This is a genomic window from Paenibacillus sp. Y5S-9 (assembly GCF_036894235.1).
Classification (GTDB): Bacteria; Bacillota; Bacilli; order Paenibacillales; family Paenibacillaceae; genus Paenibacillus.
This window is the reverse complement of the sequence record NZ_CP145887.1, coordinates 4206528-4222153: the sequence shown is the minus strand read 5'-3', so window position 1 is coordinate 4222153 and position 15626 is coordinate 4206528. Positions and strand designations below refer to the sequence as shown.

Genomic DNA, 15626 nt, shown 5'->3' with positions numbered 1-15626 from the left:
CAAGAGAGGGGTCGGCCCGGATGTGGACTGCATTCATGTGGGGCGGCATCTCTGCCTCAGCGGTAGTCATTGGCGCACTCGCAGCATTGTTTCTGAAGATTCCCAAACGAGTCATTGGTTGGATTATGGCTTTTGGGACAGGAACATTAATTGGTGCAGCGACCTTTGAACTTCTCGGAGATGCGCTGAATGATGGAGGAATTATACCTACAGCTATTGGATTTACGGCGGGTGCCGTCGTGTATACCCTGTTTGACCTGCTCGTTTCTGCAAAGGGAGGAGCGGGGCGTAAACGTTCGGCAAAGTCGGGAGACTCGAATCAAAGCGGGCTTGGGATCTTTGCAGGCACGGTAATGGATGCTATCCCGGAATCTATCATGCTTGGAGCCAGCTTGCTGGCCGGAAACGGTGTCAGTGTGGTTCTGGTAGTATCGATCTTTGTCAGTAACATTCCTGAAGGTCTGTCCAGTACGGTTGGACTACAGGGCAAGTACAGTCGTGGCAAAATCATATTAATGTGGCTGAGTGTACTGTTGATCTCCGCGCTTGCAGCACTGGGTGGATATCTGTTTCTGGAACAGCTTCCAGAGGAGATGGGTGCAGCGATTGGTGCATTTGCAGGTGGTGGAATCATTGCGATGATCTGCTCAACGATGATGCCGGAGGCATTTGAAGAAGGTGGACCTGTAGTGGGTTTGATTGCATCCATGGGATTGCTTGTGTCGCTGTTGTTGGATCTGTAGCGACTATGACAGAATAAGCTTCCGATCGCTGAGTTGAATTTATATAAAAAAGTATCCGAACAGAGTGGTTTCTGATCGGATACTCTTTTTTTGCCAAAACAGCTTCCTCAGCATTCGCAAGTTTTCTTACCTAATTCATTGGCTTCGGACAGGCGGTTCCATTCTTTCCCTAAGCTGTTCCAATTGAAGAATAAGAATGCAGTTCCCTGTAACCTGAAGAAGTCCCTGAGTTTGCATCATGGCGAGTTTACGACTAAGCGTCTCTGGTGTGATACCAAGCAATAGAGCCATATCTTTTTTGAAAACAGGCAAGCGGATCTCATGTTTTGCATGATTCCGCGTATGGAAGAACAAAAGCAGCTTGGCAATCTTCTGTTCCGTTGTCATCGCACTAAGCGAGCTGTTCCATTCATCGGTTTCACGGAGAAGATTGGAAATGGCAAGCAGGAAATGATAAGCAAGCTTTGGATCATGTTCAAGTAACTGGTCAAAGTCATGTTTGTTGATGGAGCAGATGGCCGAAGGCTCCAGAACTTCAGCGTTTGCAGCATGTGGTTTTTGGTGTAACAGAGAATCTTGTCCGAAGAAGTCTCCGGGAAACAGAAACCGCATAATATGTTCCTTGCCACTTTCATTGTATTTGGATAACTTCACACATCCCTGATGAACCACGTAAAGCGTATCTGAGCGTTCGCCCTCCTGGACGACAACTTCACCTTTGTTATATTTGCGGGTATGCAAAAGGGAGGTCAGTAATGCAGCTTCGGATGGATCTAGATGCTGGAACAGAGATACTTTGGAGAAACAGGCATCCTTCGCTTCGTGCTCACAAATCATCGTTTCATCACCTCGAAATTGTTCGGAATGGATATAACCGTTATCTATTGTCATGTGTCAGTGAGACATGGCAGTTCCACCATGATCCGTACCATCCTTGGTCACACGCAGAACAGCGGCAGCGCCTTTGGCTACATGGTTGAACTGATGCGTTACAATCGCATAATCACCTTCTTCGGTCACGGTGAACTCTACGACAGCGCCACCACTTGCGGGAAGCATAACCGTCTGTATTCCATACTGAATGTTGCGTGGATTCCCATCGGTATACACACGGTCCATAATGGTACCCACAACGTGGAAGGATGAGACTTCATTGGGGCCGGCATTACTGACATAGATCCGCACCGTATCTCCTACTTTGGCTAACAGGGGATGTTTTACTAATCCATAATCATTACCGTTAAATACGACATAATCCGGTTCCCCGTTCAAAAAAGCTTCATAATCATGTTCTTTGTACCATTCACTCTGAACAAGGGTATACTCACGATCAACCAAGTGATCGGAAGGGTATCCTGCCTTGGGTTCCACAATAATCATGCCGTACATCCCGTTTGCGATATGGGCAAGAACCGGTTTGGTTCCACAGTGATACATAAATACACCGGGGGAGGAGGTTGGATAGGTGAATTTGCCTTCCTCGCCTGGCATAACATCAATAAATTTGCTGCTGGGAGCAGCATGTACGGCGTGAAAATCCATGGAGTGAGACAGGCTGGAATCTTTATTTTTTAACGTGAACACCAAGGTATCTCCCTCGGTTACTCGTAGGACGGGTCCGGGAACGGTACCATTAAATGTCCAAGCATTGTAGATTACACCTTCGGAGATTTCAACATCTGTAACCTGGGCCGTCATTTCAATATATACCGTGGTACCTTCTCTGCGAATGATTGGGTCCACCGGGGGTTGACTGACCGCAGAGAGGGAGACTTCATCGTGGTGAACAGGTTTAACCGTATCGGTTGAACTACAGTGAGAGAGAGTTGCTGTGAATATAACGAATACGATTGACCATTTATATACATTCAGTAAGGAGAACATAGTTGCACAACCTTTACTCAAGTGATGTTTTTCACAATCTAAAAAGCAGGTTTTCTTTCATTTCAGTAGTTATTTAGGTATAGATTACGTTATAGAGGCAGGAACGGGTGTGATGAGGCACACACTTGGGTATGTCGTATTAGAGGCATTTCCAACAATCTGTCTTCAATTGTTGTGCTGAGGAACGGAGTTTCATATAATTTTAGAGAGATGGATTGGTAAATGTTGAGTATTTTGACGCGGGGTGTGTCGTAGTTTCAGAAGAAAGGTGGATACAGGATGAAACGTTTCGAAGATGAAGGTGCGTATAAGTATAGTTTCTATTCGGTTCTTCGACGGGGAGAGCGGATTGATGTGAAATGTCCCAAATGCAGTGGGCATGCTTCGATTGATCAACGGAATGGTCAACTGGGTTGGAAGTGTTACGAATGTTACGCTCAAGCTTTTGAAGAACCAGTATATCAATATAAAGCCAAGGGGAATTGCGCTGTATGTGAACGTTGGTTTAACGTGGAAGTCACAGACGAGAAGAAGACGTCTCACCGATCAACGCATGTGGAATGTCCGCATTGTGGTGCTGTTAATCAGGTTGAATTACATGCCAAATCGACATACGGAAGGTGTTTTTCCGAGATTCGTGCAGGGAAAGATCCTGTATTCGGGTTGGAGCTATACTTCCTGGATGAGTTCAGATCAAAAATCATATGGGCTGTGAATCGGGAGCACCTGAATTATCTCATTGCTTATGTTTCCGCAGATCTGCGTGAGAAACCTGGGAATATGCCTTTAAAAACAGCTTCACATAGTATTCCGGCTTATATTAAGAATGCGAAGAACAGGGATATGGTTGTGCGTACACTGTCGAAGCTTCAGCACAAGACTGGATGAGACTGAAAGCGAAGATGACGCATTAAAGCTGCAAGGGAGAGAAGACATGAAACTACGAGTTAAACTTAGTATTTTTGCAATCATTCTGGGTATGTTGATGATTCCAGCTTATTTTATTTTACAGACTTATGGCATATTTCAAAAACAGACAGTCTTATCTGACTATGCTCTCGCCGTTGATGTGAATGGGAAGTCCTATGAAGCCTGGCCGCTTATTAACAGTTTTGCAGCGATGGATAAACAAGAGGAGAACCGTCAGTTTTATTACCGGATTGACATGAGTCATCTCCAATACCTGTTTAATCTGGCCTATCGGGAGTATGAAGTGAAGCCCGGCGGGGACAATCCGTATCTGGCTGGTACTGTAAACTATCAACATACGGATCACAACTATGTGCAGACTGAAAGAAAGTATGAGAACGCCAATGATTTTACAACGGTCTTAAATCTGTATGATCAGGATGGGCAGGTGATCTACACCTACGATAATACCGGCAAAGCGGATAACGAATTGGTGAAGTCCATCATTCATCAGGGAATGAGCCGTAATAGTGGCGGTAGTAGCGAAGCTGCCCGCGATCCGTATATCAATATTACGGCGTTATTTCGCGACAAGCTTAACATTGATGTGAAACTGACGGTGGATGAGGAACACAAAGTGGTTACCATTCGAATGAACAAATCGGAGGCGAGATGATGAATGCGTATGGTGTACAGCACGGACCTGCTTATCTGGAAGGATTAATTAGGAAGGAAGAGGACATTAAACCCGATGAAGTAGAGTGGAAAGGCAAACTTCAATCGAGTGACGGACATGATAAATTCCATATTTTTTATTATGGTGACTTGACGGAAGATGATCTGATTACCTGGCATGATTCGACACCGCTTCTTGTATATGCGGAGCATACCGTCACGGGTGAACGCTACCTGCTCATTGATGCCGCCAAGCACGGATATGATGCCATGTTATGTGAGACCTATTCGGAAGAAGCCCTACATAACAGACCACTTCGCCCTTATCTGGATGTTGAAGGAGAGGATATCTTTGAGGTAGAGTTGACGGCCTACTACAATGTGCCTTGGGATGATGAGTTTGGCGAAGATGTAAATGAGCATGGTACGTATGAACTGATTACGGGAGAGCGCATGCATTTTGATCAGGTCAAGCGTGATGGATATGATGCCTTTGCCATTCGCATTCTGAATCGTAAAGGAGTATGGACTGAAATTGTACAGGAAGAACTGGCTTAGATCTGTATACGAATGAACCAAACTGAGATGGGAGATGTCGAAAAATGTATATTGTATCCCGTGTACTTAAGCCGGTTCCAGCAGAGGAACTGGATCACTTTGAACAACAGCACGCCATCTCGCTACCTTTGTCATACCGGACCTGGATTGAACAATACGGAGAGGGTACATACACGGGCTGGATGAATGTTCAGAGACCGGACCCGGAAGTGTTGAAGCCTTTTGTGGAATATGATTTTTGGATACATACGGACGATTCGCCTATAAGTCAGCAGCAACTTGAGCAGTGCATCTCCATCGGCAGTTCTGTAGATGGAGATTTCCTTGCTGTTCATCCGGAAGTTGAGGGGCTGTTGTGGCTACCGCGTCATGATGAGAATATCACCTTATGGACATGCACGGAGACTGAATTTGGCGAAACGCTGGACCGGATCTATTGTGGGTATTACCATCAGGATAAACCAATAACGCCACTTTACTTTGAGCCGTGGAATGAGTTGCGGAAACATACGTTTTACCATTTTTCAGGAACAGAACAGGGAAGCTCCATGAAGGAACTCGCCGATACATGCAAAACAGAATTTAAGTGGGATGCTGTGTTGGAGAATGAGTACATGTGCAAGATGTTCATGGTGTCGATGGGAGGATATTTACGATTTAACTATGCAACCGGGAGAGAAGTTGCCCTTTTCTATGAAGAAAAGAATGGTGCAGAGGAGGCGACGGATAACGAAATCAGTTTGTTCTTGCAGGCACATCATTGTACGGCATATGAATAGAGGCAGAGTGGAGGGGAACAGATGAGTTGGTTAAAGGAAGACATCGCGGAACAATGGCGCAATGAAGGCAGGCGTTATGCAAGGGATGTCAATGCATTTGTACGGAAAGGCATGGAGGGAGAGCAACCAGATGAATCCGAGCTGAAGGAAGATTCCAGAAGCGGTATGAGTACTGAAGTATTCCATATGGTGAGACAGGCCAATCTCCACGGTGACTTGGAGATGCTCCGACGTGAGTTGCCAGCAGCGACGTGGCCATTGAGCGAGGCATTTCAGGCTTCCATGCAGGCTGTCAAAGTTGTAGGTTATCTGAACGAGGAAACGGTTGTATGTCATACGGGGATTTTCACGGAGAATAGTCAGATATATACGATGGATCAGCAGGGGTGGCAGTTGATTTCTCCGTATACTTTTGCTGGTTGCTCATCAGACGGTTTGGACTATGCGCTTGCAGGACCGGATGGGATTCGTGTTATTCGTCAGCCAGATCGCAGGTTGGAAGGACAAGAGATAGCGACATATCGTTGGGAAGATATTCAAGCCCGGGTACAGTCGTCCTTACCTCGGATTGAATCACTTGCGGACTGTGAGCATCCCGAACGGACACTTGAAGGACTTATACCTATGGATGAAGGCAGAGCACTACTCATCCATTCACGATACGGGATATATCTTGTAACGCAAGCTCAGGTGACCTTGCTTCATCCCGATCTGGCAGAGATCGAAGAATATGAGCTAGAGGATACACAGTTAGACATGGGACATGCAGCGGTATCTCGGGATGGTCGATGGATTGCATTTGGTAGCCAAGGGAGCAATCATATGGTGATGGACCGCCAGCTGAACAAAACATACTCTCTCTATCCAGAATCGAGCTACCCTCATTATGCGGCATTCACCAGTAATAACCAGACCGTCTGGTTTAACGCATGTCATTTCTATAACGGAGTCACGATACAGGTTCCGCTGGAATCAATCGCAGGTAACGAAACGAAGGAAGATTGGCCGGTCATGGATGAGAATGCACGAGTGTATGCAGCGGTGGAAATAGAGGCAGGCATGGTGCTTGGGGATGCATATGGTTATCTGTATTGTGTGAATGGCGAGGGTGAGGAAGTATGGCGTCATTTTGTAGGAAGTACCATCTATTCTCTCGCCGTATCGCCGGAACAGTCCAAACTTGCAGTTGGCACGTATGGTGGCATGCTGCATGTGCTCGATCTTCGTTCCAAAGAGATGGACGAGTACGGGATCGGTACAGGCACTCTTCGTGAGCTGGAGCGATATGTGTTGTGGCGTGGAGAAGAGCCTCTGCGCTGGTGAGTTAGCATTTTGACCTAGTTAGGGGTGAAGGAATGGAACGTGAAGAGGCAGTAATGTTATTAAAATGTCATTCCTTTTCCTATGATGATCTGAGTCATCCCAAGATGGAGAACGGTTTTATTGGCAGTCTGCGGCCCTTTCGAGGACATTTAATTGAGGAGAATTTTCATGAGTTGATGGAGATACTGCGGGTTCTGGCACCAGAACTTGCACGGCCTTCACTGGATCGGGAAGTCATGGCATGTCTATGGGGAATTACTCATATGGCACGTGCCTGGGCCGTTGAACCTGAGGGTATGCTTCGCAGCAACAACCTCATCTCGGACGAACAGGTGGCGTTGATGGAACAATGGCTTAATTTGTTATCTTACGCAGTCATGATTCTGATTGAAGGTGGCGGAGAGGAAGAAGCGTTTTGGGAATATCATCAATATCTACAAGAAGAGAAGGGCTGAGATAGGGAGGTGTGGTGAGATTGGAGCCGAATGTATCGTTAAACGTGCTAATGGACGAGCTGAATCACTTGTTAGATGAGAAAATACAGGATCACGAGATTCGGCAATTGTTTGAAGAATATCAACATCGGGAAGGTGCATCCGAGGAAAGTCTGGATCTATTCGAAAAGGATTATGGCGTCCGGCTGCCTGGCGATTTTCGTACCTTTTACCAAGGCAAAGACGGCAGTGGCTACGGGTTGCATGTGCTGTACCCAGGTGATGCCGAGAAGGGCCGATGCACCCCATTTTATCTGATGTCATTGGAAGAGATTCGAGAGACCAAACAATACTTCTGTGAAGTAGATGAGAAGCTGGAAGAATATTATTCTGCCGAAGAGATCAGCCAGCTGGACCCGGAGATCAAGCCATACCTGTTCCATAAAGCATGGATTCCTTTTGCAACAATTGCGGGAGGTTCACTGTATCTGATGCTCGATTTTGATCCAACGGCGGAAGGCACGTATGGGCAGATTATTATGTACGTGCACGATCCAGACTTTGTTTATTACCTTACACCTACCTTTACGGATCTTCTCAGCATGTCGAACCGTAATCTGAAGATGATGGATGAGATCACGTATTAAATCCCACACGATTAGACAATTCTTTCAATAATAAAGAAGCTGCCGAAGCAGCTCCTTTATCTGATCTGAACCAGTACTTTGAAGAAGTCTAATGATTACGGATTACCAGTGGAAGAAACGATGTCCGTGAAATCCGCCGCCTGGAGGTCCTCCGTGTCCACCTGGACCACCCGGACCGCCAGGTCCACCTCCGTGAGGTCCACCGGGATAGCCACCTCCTGGGAAATGACCAGGGTGTCCACCGGGGTATCCACCATGCCACCAAGGACCGCCAATTGGATATGGTAGTGGAACAGGAACGATGGGCGGGTATGGATAGGGATAAGGGTAAGGATACGGTGGGGGTGGCGGATAATAAGGGTAAGGATAACCCGCAGGTTGCGGGGATGATACTGAACCAGGGCCGTATGCCATGTAACAAGCCTCCAATAACTGGATTGATGATATCAGCCTATGCCACAGTGGTTTCAGATGATACAGCAGATTGAAGATTAATGAATATAGAGCCATGAGGGGGAAACATATGGTAGCCGTAGCTTTTCACACGGATCCAAAAGGAACTGCCTATGAACTGTTGATTGACGAATTGATCGAGAAGACAGACCGGTTTATGCTGGTTGACAGACAAAGGTACGAAGAGAACGAGATACCGGAAGTGTTTCGTGTGTTAGAGAGATTGAAACCCTATCTTGTGGAACGTGCTACGATGGAAGAGATGATGCTGAAAAGCGGAGCCTATTATTCCGAAGGCACCTATTATACATATCGCTGTACGCTGGAATCGGGTCAAGTGCTCAAAGAAGAAGCTAATCGTTTTCATGATTGGTGTTACCCGGCATTGCCGGACGATCTTTGTTTTATAACAGAAGACGGAAATGATTATTTTTTCTCTGTTGCCCATGAACATATGTACGGCATGAGGATTACATACAAAGAAGCGAGTGAACTTATGGAGCGGATTCCGGGGTTGTTCTTTGAATTGGACCGTCATAAGGAAATTGATCATCTTCTGGACGATGCGATCAGGCATCAGACCGATAAGCTGGATATCAGCTTACACGGTTTAAGTGAGCTTCCCGAACGAATTCGGGAGTTGAAGCACTTGAAGGAGCTGACGATTTTTGAGCAGAATCTGTACTCGCTCCCTGCAAGTCTTTTCGAACTGAATTCATTGGAAAGATTGGTCATTACAACGCTGGATCTGGAGCGTCTTCCGGCAGAGATCGGGAAACTGAAGCAACTTCAAGAGTTAAGAATTTATTGTGGCAGCCCTTTTGAATCTGTACCTGGTTGGAGGCCCAAACCACAAACTGAGTTGGGATTAAATTGTATCCCGCCTGAGATTGGTGAATTAAGTGAGCTGAAGTATCTGGAGATCGTATATTCTGGTATACGTGAACTCCCTCCGGAGTTGGAAAAACTGAAGAATCTGCGTGCTTTACTGGTGACAAATGCACTGATTGAGGGAACTCCGGATGTTGTCACAAGAATGCATTGGCTGAGGTATGTAGACTTAATGAATATTCCATACCCACTGGGAAGAAGTCTGGGAAATGAAAAAGAACATGTAATAAAATAAATAGAGCCCTGCTCGGGATGTCTGAGTCAGGGCTCATTGGCTAATCGTTAATAACTTGGCGGAAATGGGCTCACGTATCTGGGCGCTGGGCATAAGCTGGCATATAGGTTATGACCTAAACCGAGAGCGAAGGGCAGGCGTTTTATTTTGGCAACCTCATACATGGATTACACTTTACCAACCACCCAATTTACTTACGATTTGAGCAATAACCCGTTATTCAAGAAAGATGAGAACAACTATATTAACTCGCTTTCCATCAACCAGTTAAACACACTAGGCAATACTTCTTTACTGGATATTTTCCTCAACACTGGCAATGTGGTTGAACCACATACGCATCAGAATGCTACCGAGTTGGTATACTGTATCAGCGGTTCGGCAGTTGTTTCCCTCATTAATCCATTTACCAACGAGCTGCTTCATTTCCCGATTACTCCGGGGCAGGTGGCTAACGTTCCTCAAGGCTGGTGGCACTATGAAGTGGCTACTGCTGATCATACGCACTTACTCGCAATCTTTGATGCTCCTATTCCTGAGGCAATATTTGGCTCAGACACCTTGCGTCTTACACCTGCAAAACTTTTGGCTTATACGTACTGTCTGGATGAGAATAAAGTTCAAGAAGCGCTTGCTCCCATTCAAAAAACAGTGATTATTGGCCCGCCGGCAGATTGCCAGACTTCAACTGCCCCCGCCTCTAACAGTGCTCCAAATGTGAATCATCAGCCTTACGTAATGCCTAATGTACAACCCAATGTACAGCCAAACATGCAACCAAACACACAACCCAATGTACAACCAAACATGCAGCCCAACAACCAACCAAACATGCAACCTTACGTGAACCGGCTTCCGTACTGGGGCACTTGGGTTGATCCGCGTATTATTCATGAACCGGGGTGTCCGTATTATAGAGAGCTTCCTGTGAATACGAACAATCAAGGATAAAATCTAAAAGGAGCTCTCCCGTACGTCATGCTCATGATGTACAGGGGAGCTCTTTGATTTACATAGTTGAATTCAATAAGTCGGTAATTTCCACTATTCCTACGTTTTCTTAAGTTTACTCATAAACAGAAAACTAATAACCTTATCATATAAGTTATAACTTTTATTTAAAAGTAATTCCGGTGGCCACCGATTCTATTGATAACGCTTTCTTTGTAGCTGTAGACATTTATGCTAACCAATACAACAAGAAAAGGTGATAACGAGTGAAAAAATTGGCGGTTTTATTAAGTGCAGCCCTATTACTTACTTCTTTTCCAGCTACCTCTGCTTCTGTTTCGGCTGCGGTACCTGCACAGTTTACAGTCGATCTTGCGACGCAATATAGACCTGTAACGCATGTTGCTTCAGGTTCGTTGTATGGATTAGCCGAAGAAGGCAGACCCTCGGATCAATTGATTGGTCCTACGAAGCCAAAAATGTTTACGCAAATGGCTCCAAATGGGGGGCAATTGCCTAATGGAGAAACGACACCTATAGGTGATGCGTTAGAAGTAGCACCGATTGCTGAACGTAATGGCGCAACAGTGACCATTCGTATGCCTGATATTTATCCTAATTTTCCATATCAGTGGGTGGGCTGGGAGGATTGGTTTGAAAAAGTAGATCGTATCGTTGATGCAAGATTAAACTCAGGAGCCCAGAACATTTACGGTTATGAGTTATGGAATGAACCAGATGGAACATGGAACACCCAAGCAGCGGGATCATTTAATGAAGGTTGGAAAAAAACATATCTACGGATTAAAGAAAAAGATAAAAACACCAACATAATAGGTCCTAGTATCACCCAATATAATGAAAGCTGGCTTAGAGACTTCTTGACGTATGCCAGAGACAATGATGTGTTACCTGATATCATCTCTTGGCATGAATTAGGAGCACCGGAAGGGAATTATATTGATGGTCCAGCACCACAATATATTTCTAACCATATAGAGGCTTACCGTGCTATAGAAACTGAATTAGGGATTGCTCATTTGCCGATCAGTATTAATGAATATGGTGTTGTTGATGAGCAGGCCGTTCCAGGAAATATGATGCGATATATTGCTGAATTTGAGCGTTCGGATGTAGATACAGCGAATATAGCATTTTGGTTCCGACCAGGACGGTTAAGTAATCTGGTTACAGATACGGGATCACCTAATGGAGCATGGTGGATGTATAAATGGTATGGTGATATGTCTGGTCAGATGGCGATGACCACACCAGCCAATGTAGCCGCTTTGGATCTGGATGGTATTGCTAGTGTAGATGAGTCCAAGCAAGAAGTGAATGTTGTGTTTGGTGGAGGGAGTGGCAATCGCAATATCGTTGTCAAAGGATTTGAAGTGCTCCCCTATTTCTCTCGTAATGCTCATGTTACATTCGAAAGTACGCCTTGGTATGGAGTCGATACCGCAGTAGATCAAGCAACAACTGAATTTGAAGGCAATTTTACAATAGAGAATGGACAAATCTCTGTGCCTGTAAGCAAGCTCAGAGAATCCTACGCTTACCGACTGGTCATTACACCAGAAGAGCAGTCAACGATTAGCCGATATGAAGCAGAACATGCGACGATCCAGTCCGCCAATCTATTCAATAATGTGAGCGCTTCTAATGGAACATATGTAGGCCAAATAGATTACAATGATAGTTATGTTCAATTTACAGTCGATGCTCCTGTTACAGGGGATTATCATGTAACTATTGGATATGCAAATGGAGGTGCAACTTCATCTACTCAGCAACTCACTGTAAATGAGCAAGATCCTGCAACACTTCAATATCCAACGACTAATGGTTGGTTGTCAGAAGGGAATAACGATACGATTCAGACCGATGTTTCTTTAAAATCGGGTAGGAATATTCTGAAATTTACTAAGGGAACAACCGGTTACGCTGAGTTGGATTATATACAATTAAAACCCGCAGGTGACTTTAAAGTTAGAATTGAAGCAGAAGAGGCTAAAATAAACAAGGCTAAAGTAAGAGGTAGTTCATTTGCTTCTAATCGTCTTTTTGTTGGAAATATAGACCACCCAGATAGTTCGGTTACGTTCTCCGTATATGCTCCAGAAGCAGGTTCATATAACATGGAGATAGGCTATGGTAATGGCACCGCAGGTGATTCTACTCAAAATGTGTCGATAAATAATCAAGCGCCAACTGTAGTTACGTATTCAAAAACGGGAGGCTGGATATCTGATTTACCGAATACAGGTACACGTAAAATAGTAACGGTTCCTGTAACGTTGCAGCAGGGAGATAATACAATTGTGATCAGCAAGGGTAACACGGGGTATGCAGAGCTGGATTATATTGAAATTAAATAGTCTGATATAACAGAAAAAACCTTGTTAGCGATATTCGATGAAGAATAAATGCTAACAAGGTTTTTATCTATCATAATGAATAAGGTTTATATGTAATTAAGGTTGTTATCTTTATTGTGATCATTCTTCTAACAGATGCTTCGGGATAGGGATATCAGGGTCTACAGTGACCGTATTAATATAGGTATTGGTATACGTATCACGGAACTGAGTAGGTGTCATACCTACATAATTTTTAAATAGTTTCATCAAATATTTCTCATCTCGAAAATGTAACTGATAGGCGATTTCTTTGATCGAAGAATTTGTAGTACACAACAGCTCTTTAACTAAGTTTAACTTCAGTGTATTGATGTAACGGATCGTACTTATCCCAAGATTTTTTTTGAATAAACGAGTGAGATGATCGGCGTTAAAACAAAAAGTATCTGCTACTTTTTGCACGGTAAGATCATGGTAAATATTGACTCGGATCCATTCCAAGATTTGCATAAATTTCTGATTATATTCTTTATGAAAAAGTTCATTATGAATAAGGGGCTGCAGATATTTATCCGTAAGTTCAATCATCAACTCCGTGACGAGATAATCTACTGCATAGGTACTGTAATACGAAGTGTTAGAAGTATCAAGAATCTGCTTCATCAATATAATCGGTTTATCCAGATAAGGCAGCGAAAAGAAATCTGGCAAACATACATATTGATTAATTTCATTCTTCTGCTCTGTGATAACGTTACCAAACAAACTATTCAAAAACTCGTCCCCAGATTCGGTTATGGTAGTATGTCGGGGGAAGAAATGTAACCAAAAAAAGCTGGCTCCAGCTTTAGAAGCAGCATATCCAAAGTATTCCACACCAGGCTTAATTAATAGCACATCCCCGTGCTTAATTTCATACTGCGTATCACCAACCTGAAGAAATACCGATTCCTTCAAGCCAATAATGAGTTCATAATCTTTCTCAAGCTTCCTTTTTTTGTGTTTCCAGTCTGCATCACTTACAAATTGTCCGCATTTAAAATAAGCAAGAGGTCGCTCAATACTTATTTTTGATATCGGTTTCATTAGCATATCTAATCACTCCTTATCGAAATGTCAGTTTTGGATATCAAAAGTCGGATTTGTACACAATAAGAAGTTAAAATATATTCATAGATTACTCGAATGGTATTATAGCTCAATTTTAAACGTCTACAACTGATTTTGTAAATCTATTATTTAGTCGGAAATGGATACCTTTCCTACGAAATCTTAAGTTTATCTTGAGATCGTAAGCGCTTACTATTAGATAAGAAAACGCAGTTGCATTTACATTTTGATTTGAACCTGGAGGTTATATTATGCAAACAACGCCCCAATCTTTGCCAGAGCAGCCTTCAACTCTTCTGTCGGAGAAAGTACCTTTTCATCGCAGAATAAGTTATGCGCTCACAGATACAGGAGGAAATTTGTTATACAGCATCATAGGTGCTTACCTGCTTTATTTTTATACAGATGTGTTTGGTTTATCTGTTGGGGTAGCAGGGGCATTATTATTGATCACCAGATTAGTCGATGCGGTCGATGCTCCACTTTGGGGAATCATTGTAGATCATACTCGAACTAAATATGGGCAAAGTCGACCTTACTTTTTATGGTTATGTTTCCCATTTGCTGTGTTTACCGTCTTGACGTTTACAACGCCCGATCTGGACGGGACATGGAAAATCGTATATGCCAGTGTAACGTATATTCTGGCAGGGATTGCTTATACGGGGATTTCTACACCCATCACTTCTATTTTACCGAATCTGAGTAGAAATCCGGATGAACGAGTTGTGCTTAATTCATTTCGTATGGTCGGTGGAAATATAGGTAACTTTGCAGCAGTAACATTTACTTTACCGTTGGTTGCCTTTTTAGGGGCAGGCAATGATCAAAAAGGATTCTTTTGGACCGTTTGTTTATTCGGTGTTGTTTCTATCATTATGTTTTTGATTGCTTTTGCTGATTTAAAAGAAATCAATACGGAGAAAATCAAAACCATCCCTTTCAAATCAAGCTTCAAAGCGATCAAAGGAAATTGGCCCTGGGTTATTCTAGTTATAGCTAATCTAATATTCTGGATCGCATTAACGATACGTACATCAACGCTAGTTTATTATTTTGAATATAATATAGGACACAAAAATCTAGTACCACTAATCAATGGCATTTCTGTTATTCAAGTTTTAGGCATGATCCTTATTCCGTTTATTGTGAAGGTCTCCAATAAATATTCCACAATGATATTGGGTTTTGTGCTGGCGGCGTGTGGACAAGTTGTTCTCTTTTTTGCAGGAGAGCATATTGGAATTTTAATTGTAGGCTGGATTATCGCCTGTATTGGATCAGGTATTGCTTGTTCTATGCCTTTTGCGATGTTGTCAGATACGGTAGATTACGGAGAATGGAAATCAGGTCTACGTGCAAGTGGTATGTTGACAGCGATTGGTAGTGCTTTTTGTATCAAAGCTGGATCAGGATTAGGTGGATTCATCCCTACACAATTTATGTCGGCTTTTGGTTACGTGCCTAATGTAGCACAGAGTGCCCAGTCGTTAGCAGGTATCCAGTTTGTATTTATCTGGCTGCCCGCAATCGTATTTGCACTAGGCATTATCCCGATGTTATTTTATCGACGCTTTGAACGTAACGAGAGTTATATTCGCAAACAATTGTTAATCAAAGAAAATTAAGCTACAGATTAAAACCCTATTTTCATGCTGCGTAACAAGTTGT

Annotated in this window: 16 protein-coding genes; 12 read left to right on the top strand and 4 right to left on the bottom strand. The window is 43.6% G+C overall.

The window, feature by feature from the left end:
• The first annotated feature begins 20 nt into the window (after positions 1-20).
• A complete protein-coding gene (locus tag V6669_RS18520; RefSeq protein WP_133385286.1) occupies positions 21-743 on the top strand; it encodes a ZIP family metal transporter in 723 nt (240 codons plus the stop codon).
• Positions 744-878: 135 nt separating this feature from the next.
• Here V6669_RS18520 and V6669_RS18515 read toward each other — a convergent pair whose 3' ends face one another.
• Together V6669_RS18515 and V6669_RS18510 are read right to left on the bottom strand one after the other, a co-directional pair.
• Positions 879-1580 carry a Crp/Fnr family transcriptional regulator gene (locus V6669_RS18515; protein WP_338587467.1) on the bottom strand — a complete coding sequence of 234 codons (702 nt, stop codon included), beginning with the start codon at positions 1578-1580 and terminating at the stop codon, positions 879-881.
• A gap of 57 nt (positions 1581-1637) precedes the next feature.
• The gene (locus V6669_RS18510) at positions 1638-2627 is read right to left on the bottom strand and encodes a multicopper oxidase domain-containing protein (RefSeq protein WP_338587466.1); all 990 of its coding nucleotides are present in this window, start codon (positions 2625-2627) and stop codon (positions 1638-1640) included.
• Between the two features lie 279 nt (positions 2628-2906).
• Between V6669_RS18510 and V6669_RS18505 the strand changes: the two genes are divergently transcribed.
• The 7 genes from V6669_RS18505 to V6669_RS18475 are packed head-to-tail and all read left to right on the top strand — an operon-like array spanning position 2907 to position 7952.
• A complete protein-coding gene (locus tag V6669_RS18505; RefSeq protein WP_338587464.1) occupies positions 2907-3515 on the top strand; it encodes a hypothetical protein in 609 nt (202 codons plus the stop codon).
• A gap of 46 nt (positions 3516-3561) precedes the next feature.
• The gene (locus tag V6669_RS18500; RefSeq protein ID WP_249912292.1) at positions 3562-4212 is read left to right on the top strand and encodes a hypothetical protein; all 651 of its coding nucleotides are present in this window, start codon (positions 3562-3564) and stop codon (positions 4210-4212) included.
• Positions 4209-4769 (top strand): hypothetical protein, encoded by a 561-nt coding sequence (locus tag V6669_RS18495; RefSeq protein WP_338587462.1) that lies wholly within the window; start codon positions 4209-4211, stop codon positions 4767-4769. Before V6669_RS18500 ends, V6669_RS18495 begins: the two co-directional genes overlap by 4 nt.
• Before the next feature lie 44 nt (positions 4770-4813).
• Positions 4814-5548 carry an SMI1/KNR4 family protein gene (locus V6669_RS18490; RefSeq protein WP_338587460.1) on the top strand — a complete coding sequence of 245 codons (735 nt, stop codon included), beginning with the start codon at positions 4814-4816 and terminating at the stop codon, positions 5546-5548.
• Between the two features lie 21 nt (positions 5549-5569).
• Complete coding sequence (locus V6669_RS18485) at positions 5570-6871, top strand: hypothetical protein (RefSeq protein WP_338587459.1); 1302 nt, start codon at positions 5570-5572, stop codon at positions 6869-6871.
• A gap of 32 nt (positions 6872-6903) precedes the next feature.
• A complete protein-coding gene (locus tag V6669_RS18480) occupies positions 6904-7326 on the top strand; it encodes a hypothetical protein (RefSeq protein WP_338587458.1) in 423 nt (140 codons plus the stop codon).
• A 20-nt stretch (positions 7327-7346) separates the two neighbouring features.
• Positions 7347-7952, top strand: coding sequence for an SMI1/KNR4 family protein (locus tag V6669_RS18475; protein WP_338587457.1), 606 nt, complete (start codon positions 7347-7349; stop codon positions 7950-7952).
• 102 nt (positions 7953-8054) lie between these two features.
• Here the strand turns inward: V6669_RS18475 and V6669_RS18470 are convergent, their stop codons facing one another.
• Positions 8055-8366, bottom strand: a complete 312-nt coding sequence (locus V6669_RS18470) for a hypothetical protein (RefSeq protein ID WP_338587456.1) — start codon at positions 8364-8366, stop codon at positions 8055-8057.
• 109 nt (positions 8367-8475) lie between these two features.
• On the opposite strand from V6669_RS18470, the gene V6669_RS18465 reads away from it, so the two are divergent.
• The 3 genes from V6669_RS18465 to V6669_RS18455 all read left to right on the top strand — a co-directional run bounded on the left by V6669_RS18465 (position 8476) and on the right by V6669_RS18455 (position 12863).
• Entirely contained in the window at positions 8476-9531 is a 1056-nt protein-coding gene (locus V6669_RS18465; RefSeq protein WP_338587455.1) for a leucine-rich repeat domain-containing protein, read from the top strand.
• A 147-nt stretch (positions 9532-9678) separates the two neighbouring features.
• Positions 9679-10482, top strand: coding sequence for a cupin domain-containing protein (locus tag V6669_RS18460; protein WP_338587454.1), 804 nt, complete (start codon positions 9679-9681; stop codon positions 10480-10482).
• Positions 10483-10748: 266 nt separating this feature from the next.
• The gene (locus V6669_RS18455; RefSeq protein ID WP_338587452.1) at positions 10749-12863 is read left to right on the top strand and encodes a CBM35 domain-containing protein; all 2115 of its coding nucleotides are present in this window, start codon (positions 10749-10751) and stop codon (positions 12861-12863) included.
• Between the two features lie 120 nt (positions 12864-12983).
• On the opposite strand, the gene V6669_RS18450 is transcribed toward V6669_RS18455, so the two are convergent.
• Positions 12984-13937, bottom strand: a complete 954-nt coding sequence (locus tag V6669_RS18450) for an AraC family transcriptional regulator (RefSeq protein ID WP_338587451.1) — start codon at positions 13935-13937, stop codon at positions 12984-12986.
• A 269-nt stretch (positions 13938-14206) separates the two neighbouring features.
• Between V6669_RS18450 and V6669_RS18445 the strand changes: the two genes are divergently transcribed.
• Positions 14207-15583, top strand: coding sequence for an MFS transporter (locus V6669_RS18445; RefSeq protein WP_338587450.1), 1377 nt, complete (start codon positions 14207-14209; stop codon positions 15581-15583).
• Positions 15584-15626: the final 43 nt, after the last annotated feature.

Bases quoted from the DNA above. Each gene is read 5' to 3' on its own strand.
- V6669_RS18520 (WP_133385286.1), top strand. From the start codon at position 21: ATGTGGACTGCATTCATGTGGGGCGGCATCTCTGCCTCAGCGGTAGTC.
- V6669_RS18515 (WP_338587467.1), bottom strand. From the start codon at position 1,580: ATGATTTGTGAGCACGAAGCGAAGGATGCCTGTTTCTCCAAAGTATCT.
- V6669_RS18510 (WP_338587466.1), bottom strand. From the start codon at position 2,627: ATGTTCTCCTTACTGAATGTATATAAATGGTCAATCGTATTCGTTATA.
- V6669_RS18505 (WP_338587464.1), top strand. From the start codon at position 2,907: ATGAAACGTTTCGAAGATGAAGGTGCGTATAAGTATAGTTTCTATTCG.
- V6669_RS18500 (WP_249912292.1), top strand. From the start codon at position 3,562: ATGAAACTACGAGTTAAACTTAGTATTTTTGCAATCATTCTGGGTATG.
- V6669_RS18495 (WP_338587462.1), top strand. From the start codon at position 4,209: ATGATGAATGCGTATGGTGTACAGCACGGACCTGCTTATCTGGAAGGA.
- V6669_RS18490 (WP_338587460.1), top strand. From the start codon at position 4,814: ATGTATATTGTATCCCGTGTACTTAAGCCGGTTCCAGCAGAGGAACTG.
- V6669_RS18485 (WP_338587459.1), top strand. From the start codon at position 5,570: ATGAGTTGGTTAAAGGAAGACATCGCGGAACAATGGCGCAATGAAGGC.
- V6669_RS18480 (WP_338587458.1), top strand. From the start codon at position 6,904: ATGGAACGTGAAGAGGCAGTAATGTTATTAAAATGTCATTCCTTTTCC.
- V6669_RS18470 (WP_338587456.1), bottom strand. From the start codon at position 8,366: ATGGCATACGGCCCTGGTTCAGTATCATCCCCGCAACCTGCGGGTTAT.
- V6669_RS18465 (WP_338587455.1), top strand. From the start codon at position 8,476: ATGGTAGCCGTAGCTTTTCACACGGATCCAAAAGGAACTGCCTATGAA.
- V6669_RS18450 (WP_338587451.1), bottom strand. From the start codon at position 13,937: ATGCTAATGAAACCGATATCAAAAATAAGTATTGAGCGACCTCTTGCT.
- V6669_RS18445 (WP_338587450.1), top strand. From the start codon at position 14,207: ATGCAAACAACGCCCCAATCTTTGCCAGAGCAGCCTTCAACTCTTCTG.